Source organism: Microbacterium sp. BF1, assembly GCF_019279095.1.
In the GTDB taxonomy this organism is placed as follows: Bacteria; Actinomycetota; Actinomycetes; order Actinomycetales; family Microbacteriaceae; genus Microbacterium; species Microbacterium maritypicum.
On sequence record NZ_JAGYWT010000116.1, the window covers coordinates 1 to 6,288 of the forward strand.

Here is a 6,288-nt window from a genome sequence, read left to right on the forward strand (position 1 = left end):
CGGCGCTTCGGCGAGCACGTAGGCGCCCTTGGCCGCGTTGTCCGCCGAGGCGAACGTGTCGCCCGATGCCGCGCCCTCGCCACGCGCGAACACCGGGATGTTCTGACGCGTCAGCGCGATGCCTGCCGGTCCTTCGTGGCGACGGAGGATCTCCAGCCACGTGGCGGCCGTCTCGTTCGCGTCCGCAGGTCGCACGACCGTGAAGTTCGGGATCGCGCGGAGCGTCGCCAGCTGCTCGATCGGCTGGTGGGTGGGGCCGTCCTCACCGAGGGCGACCGAGTCGTGTGTCCAGACGAAGATGCTCGGCACGTTCATGAGCGCGGCGAGGCGGACGGGCGGGCGCATGTAATCGCTGAAGATGAGGAAGGTGCCGCCGAACGCGCGGGTGGGTCCGTGCAGCACGATGCCGTTGATGATCGCGCCCATGGCGTGCTCGCGGATGCCGAAGTGCAGCACCCGGCCGTAGGGGTTGCCCGACCACTCGTGGGTCGACCACTCCGCGGGGATGAACGAGGGTGCGCCCTTGATCGTCGTGAGGTTCGACTCGGCGAGGTCTGCCGAACCGCCCCACAGCTCGGGGAGCTCGGCGGCGAGGGCGTTGATGACCTGGCCGGATGCCGCGCGGGTCGAGACTTCCTTACCCGCCTCGAACACGGGCAGCGCGCTCGTGATGTCGTCGGGGAGCTGGTGTGCTTCGAGGCGGTCGAGCAGCGCCTTCTTCTCGGGGTTCGCCGCGGCCCAGGCGTCGAACGACTCCTGCCATGCGGCACGGGCCTCGGCGGCGCGGGCCGCGAGTCCGCGGGTGTGCGCGATCACGTCATCGGCGACGACGAAGCTCTGCTCGGGGTCGAACCCGAGGACCTTCTTCGTGGCGGCCAGCTCTTCGGCGCCGAGAGCGGAGCCGTGGATCTTGCCGGAGTTCTGCTTGCCGGGCGACGGCCAGCCGATGATCGTCTTGAGGATGATGAGCGAGGGCTTGGCGGTCTCGCCCTTGGCGGCCTCGATGGCGGCGTGCAACTCGGCGACGTCTTCGACGTACTCGCCGGTCTTCTTCCAGTCGACGACCTGCACCTGCCAGCCGTAGGACTCGTAGCGCTTCGCGACATCCTCGGTGAAGGCGACGTTCGTGTCGTCCTCGATGGAGATCTGGTTCGAGTCGTAGATCGCGATCAGGTTGCCGAGCTGCTGGTGGCCTGCGAGCGAGGAGGCCTCGCTGGTCACGCCCTCCTGCAGGTCGCCGTCTCCGGCGATCACGTACACGAAGTGGTCGAACGGGCTGGTTCCCGCCGCGGCCTCGGGGTCGAAGAGACCGCGCTCGTAACGGGCGGCGTAGGCGAAGCCCACGGCCGAGGCGAGGCCCTGTCCGAGCGGACCGGTGGTGATCTCGACGCCCTTGGTGTGGCCGTACTCCGGGTGGCCCGGTGTCAGCGAGCCCCAGGTGCGCAGTGCCTTCAGATCGTCGAGCTCGAGTCCGAAGCCGCCGAGGTAGAGCTCGACGTACTGGGTGAGGGAGGAGTGGCCGGCAGAGAGGATGAAGCGGTCGCGACCGAGCCAGTCCACATCGTTCGGGTCGTGGCGCAGCACGCGCTGGTACAGGAGATATGCCGCCGGAGCGAGGCTCATGGCTGTGCCGGGGTGACCGTTACCGACCTTCTCCACGGCATCGGCCGCCAGGATTCGTGCGGTGTCCACCGCGCGCCGATCGATCTCATCCCACTGCAATTCCGACACGTTCATGCCCTTTCCGACAGTTTCGAGGGCGCCCGTATTCCCTGGCGCATCCGCATCATCACGGAGAGGTGTGCACATCGCCGGGCGCGCGAGTGGTTTCAGCATAGCGGTGAGGTGACTTGCGCTACGCGGGCCCGCGAGCCGGAACACGTCATCCGGTGTCATACACTGGAGAGGTTGTCCGGTCACGCGTGCGGAGGAGGCGATCGAGATCTCGACGATGTCTGATCAGACCGTGAGGAAGTCGTCCATCGGTCGCACGGTGAAGGCCTACATCACGCTCACCAAGCCGCGTGTCCTCGAGCTCCTGCTCGTGTCGACCGTGCCGGTGATGTTCCTGGCGCAGGGGGGACTGCCGAACCTGTGGCTCGTGTTGGCGACCGTCATCGGCGGTTCGTTGAGCGCCGGTTCCGCCGCATCCTTCAACATGTACCTCGATCGCGACATCGATGCGCACATGCACCGCACCGAGAACCGTCCGCTGGTCACAGGCGAGGTCAGCCCTCGCGGCGCCCTGGTCTTCTCGTGGACGCTCGCCATCGCCTCGACCGTCTGGCTGCTCGCCACGACCAACTGGCTCACGGCGGCCCTCTCGGCCACGGCGATCTTCTTCTACGTCGTGATCTACACGATCATCCTGAAGCGCCGCACCGAGCAGAACATCGTGTGGGGCGGCATCGCGGGCTGCTTCCCGGTGCTGATCGGCTGGTCCGCGGTCACCGGTTCGCTCGACTGGCCGGCATTCATCCTCTTCCTCCTCGTCTTCCTCTGGACGCCGCCGCACTACTGGCCGCTGTCGATGAAGTACAAGGACGACTACGAGGACGTCGACGTCCCCATGCTCGGCGTCACGCGCAATGCCTCGCAGGTCGGCCTCCAAGTGATCCTCTACGCGTGGGCGACCGTCGCCTGCTCGCTCCTGCTGGTGCCGATCGCGAACATGGGCCTCGTGTACACGATCTCCGCTGCGGTCTTCGGCGGATGGTTCATCTACGAGTCGCACCGCCTCTACAACCGTGCGGTCCACGGCACCGAGCCGCGTCCGATGCGTGTGTTCCACGCCTCGATCACCTACCTGACGCTGATCTTCGTCGCGGTCGCAGTCGACCCGCTGCTCCCGTTCTGACACTGATTCCGAACGACGAAGCGGCGCCGAGGAATTCCTCGGCGCCCCTTCGTCGTTTCCTGCCCGGTGGTCGATCAGCGGGTGGTCGAGGGTGAGCTGTCCGGCTTCGCGTCGGTGGCCTGGGCGTCGTCTCTCGTGACCTCGGCTTCGACAACGACCTCTTCGGTCGCGGGGGTCGTGTCCGCAGACGGGGTCGTGGCGACGGGAGCGGGCGTCTCCTCGGCCTCGACGGTCCAGTCGATGGCCTCGACGACCGCCGGTGCCGGTGCAGGGACGAGCGATCGCGCGGCGACGAGCGCGAGCGTCAGCAGGATGCCGACGATTCCGGCCGCGAGCACTCCGGCACCCACCACGACGAGCGACTGGCCGACGTAGACCTCGACGCCGGTGGCCGTGCCATCGAGCAACGTGGTCGTCATCGTGCCGATCTGACCCGAGATCAACCAGGCGCCGACCGCAGCGGTGGCGAGGGAGACGACCAGGAGGAGCCAGAACCCCATGCTTCGTGTGAGTGACTTGTTCATGTCGCCCACCCTCGCGGATGCGCTGATGAGTCCGCGATGTGAAAGCTATGGAACGACTGTGCGGGGCCTCAGGCGTCGACGGGTACCGGACGCTTGAGGCGCAGCACCACGACGGTGTAGGCGGCCGCCGAGAGCGAGGCCAGGACCATGTGGATGCCGACGAGCAGCGGGGGGAGTCCTTCTCTGGCCTGCCAGATGCCGACCCCGACCTGCACGAGGATCGCCAGCACGAGCACGAGCAGCCAGCGTCGAGGCTCCAGGCGCAGCACCCAGGCGGAGACCGTCAGGAACAGGACCAGCGCTGCGAGGATGTAGCCCGGCCACGAGTGCACGTGCGCGAGCACGGACGCGTCGAACCCGTGGCGCAGCACGTCGGCATCCCCGGAGTGCGGACCGGATCCGGTCGTCAGCACACCGAAGACGATCGTGACGGCCAGGGCGAGACCGGTCACGTGGGTGACGGCGGCGAACCAGGCGGGCACGGCGCGCTCGCGAGGTCCGGGCGAGGTCTTCAGGCGTACGAGGAAGGCCGCCGTGACGCAGACGAGCAGCAGGGAGGACGTGTAGTGGAAACCCACGATGAAGGGGTTGAGGCCGGTAAGGACCGTGATGCCGCCGACGAGCGCCTGGGCCACCACGCCGATCAGGGTGAGCCAGGCGAGCATGACGAGGTCGCGTCGGGCGGGAGTAGTGCGCACCGAGCGCACGGCTGCAGCGATGACGGCGACCAGCAGGACGGCGAGGGCGATCGGCGAGGCGGGGAAATGCAGGGGAGTGGCGATGGCGAACGTTGCGACAGCCGCGACGATCCCACCCAGTGCGAACCAGAGGGCGTTGACCAGGCCGCGCTTTCCGCTGAACAGACGCAGGACCAGCAGCACGACCGCCAGGGCGATGATGCCGACGACGCCGGTCATCAGCCGATTGCCGAACTCGATGATCCCGTGGATGCCCTGCACCTCGAGGATCGGCACGAGGGAGTCCGGGGTGCACAGCGGCCAGTCCGAGCAGCCGAGGCCCGAGCCGGTGAGCCGCACGGCCCCGCCGGTGCCGATGATGATCGTCTCGCTGATGAACGACAACCACGCGAAGACCGTCAACGCACGACCCCAGGACGAGGAACGAGGGGGGACCCCCTGCATCGTCGAGGTGGCGGGGATCATCGTGTCGGGCATAAGTCCTCCGGACCGCACGAGACGCGGCGGGCATGGCCCGTCTGTCAGGCGGAACCTGTAGAATCGGATTGTTGCGATGAGCGCTGACAGCGCTGAAGCATCGTCAACAGTTTAGGCGCGATGGAAGCGCCGGTGATGAGGGCCCACCAACGGCACCCGCTCCCGCAGGCTCGACGGGGATCAGGTGTGTCGGGGCGGATGACACCGTTTGGGACCTGTGAGGAGAGTGTTGGATGTCGGATGTGCTGATCGACCGCCCGGAGCTTGACGGCCTGGGGGTGTACGAATTCGGCTGGCACGATGAGGATGCTGCGGGTGCCATCGCGAAACGCGGTATCTCCGAAGACGTCGTCCGTGGGATCTCGGGCCTCAAGAACGAACCCGAATGGATGCTGAAGACCCGCCTCAAGGGGTATCAGCTCTTCGGGCGCAAGCCGATGCCGACCTGGGGTGCAGACCTCAGCGAGATCGACTTCGACAACATCAAGTACTTCGTCCGCTCCACCGAGAAGCAGGCGCAGACGTGGGAAGACCTTCCCGCCGAGATCCGTGAGACCTACGAGCGACTCGGCATCCCCGAGGCCGAGCGTCAGCGCCTCGTGGCCGGCGTCGCGGCGCAGTACGAGTCCGAGGTCGTCTACCACCAGATCCGTGAGGACCTGGAGCAGCAGGGTGTCATCTTCATGGACACCGACACCGCGCTGCGCGAGCACCCCGAGTTCTTCGAGGAGTACTTCGGCACCGTGATCCCCGCCGGCGACAACAAGTTCGCGGCTCTCAACACGGCCGTGTGGTCCGGCGGCTCGTTCGTCTACGTTCCCAAGGGCGTGCACGTCGAGATCCCGCTGCAGGCGTACTTCCGCATCAACACCGAGAACATGGGTCAGTTCGAACGCACGCTGATCATCGCCGACGAGGACAGCTACGTCCACTACATCGAGGGCTGCACGGCTCCGATCTACAAGTCGGACTCTCTGCACTCGGCCGTTGTCGAGATCATCGTGAAGAAGAACGCCCGCGTTCGCTACACGACGATCCAGAACTGGTCGAACAACGTCTACAACCTGGTCACCAAGCGCGCCGTGGCGTACGAGGGCGCGACCATGGAGTGGGTGGACGGCAACATCGGCTCCAAGGTGACGATGAAGTACCCGTCGATCTACCTGATGGGCGAGCACGCCAAGGGCGAGACGCTGTCGGTCGCCTTCGCCGGTCCCGGTCAGCACCAGGACGCCGGCGCGAAGATGATCCACATGGCCCCGTACACGCAGTCGTCGATCGTCTCGAAGTCGATCGCCCGCGGTGGGGGACGCGCCGGTTACCGCGGCGAGGTGCGAGTGGATGCTGCGGCACACCACTCCGCGAACACCGTGCGGTGCGACGCCCTGCTCGTGGACACCAAGTCCCGCTCCGACACCTACCCGGCGATCGACATCCGTGTCGACGACGTGCAGCTCGGCCACGAGGCCACGGTCTCGAAGGTGAGTGAGGAGCAGCTGTTCTACCTGCAGTCCCGCGGCATGCCAGAGGACGAGGCGATGGCGATGATCGTGCGCGGCTTCATCGAGCCGATCGCGCGTGAGCTGCCCATGGAGTACGCGATGGAACTGAACAAGCTCATCGAGATGGGCATGGAAGGATCGGTCGGCTAGTGACGGCCTCGACGACAGCGCCTGCCGAGGCGCAGCACAGCAACGCGCCCGAAGGCGCGCACATCGACCCGGCGGCCCAG

At 66.8% G+C, this 6,288-nt stretch carries 5 protein-coding genes; 2 read left to right on the forward strand and 3 right to left on the reverse strand.

The window, feature by feature from the left end; translation table 11 throughout:
* Window positions 1-1,731: transketolase (locus KZA10_RS06170; RefSeq protein ID WP_218682424.1), on the reverse strand; the 1,731-nt coding region annotated here is incomplete at its 3' end.
* A gap of 205 nt (window positions 1,732-1,936) precedes the next feature.
* On the opposite strand from KZA10_RS06170, the gene KZA10_RS06175 reads away from it, so the two are divergent.
* Complete coding sequence (locus tag KZA10_RS06175; RefSeq protein ID WP_371861307.1) at window positions 1,937-2,857, forward strand: heme o synthase; 921 nt, start codon at window positions 1,937-1,939, stop codon at window positions 2,855-2,857.
* A 74-nt stretch (window positions 2,858-2,931) separates the two neighbouring features.
* Here KZA10_RS06175 and KZA10_RS06180 read toward each other — a convergent pair whose 3' ends face one another.
* Together KZA10_RS06180 and KZA10_RS06185 are read right to left on the reverse strand one after the other, a co-directional pair.
* A complete protein-coding gene (locus tag KZA10_RS06180; protein ID WP_229779019.1) occupies window positions 2,932-3,381 on the reverse strand; it encodes a tetraspanin family protein in 450 nt (149 codons plus the stop codon).
* Window positions 3,382-3,449: 68 nt separating this feature from the next.
* Window positions 3,450-4,556: a heme A synthase gene (locus KZA10_RS06185; RefSeq protein WP_218682423.1), complete on the reverse strand. Its 1,107-nt coding sequence runs from the start codon at window positions 4,554-4,556 to the stop codon at window positions 3,450-3,452.
* 233 nt (window positions 4,557-4,789) lie between these two features.
* Here KZA10_RS06185 and sufB point away from each other — a divergent pair, with 233 nt between their 5' ends.
* Window positions 4,790-6,208 (forward strand): Fe-S cluster assembly protein SufB, encoded by a 1,419-nt coding sequence (sufB, locus tag KZA10_RS06190; protein WP_055867748.1) that lies wholly within the window; start codon window positions 4,790-4,792, stop codon window positions 6,206-6,208.
* The last annotated feature ends 80 nt before the right edge of the window (window positions 6,209-6,288 follow it).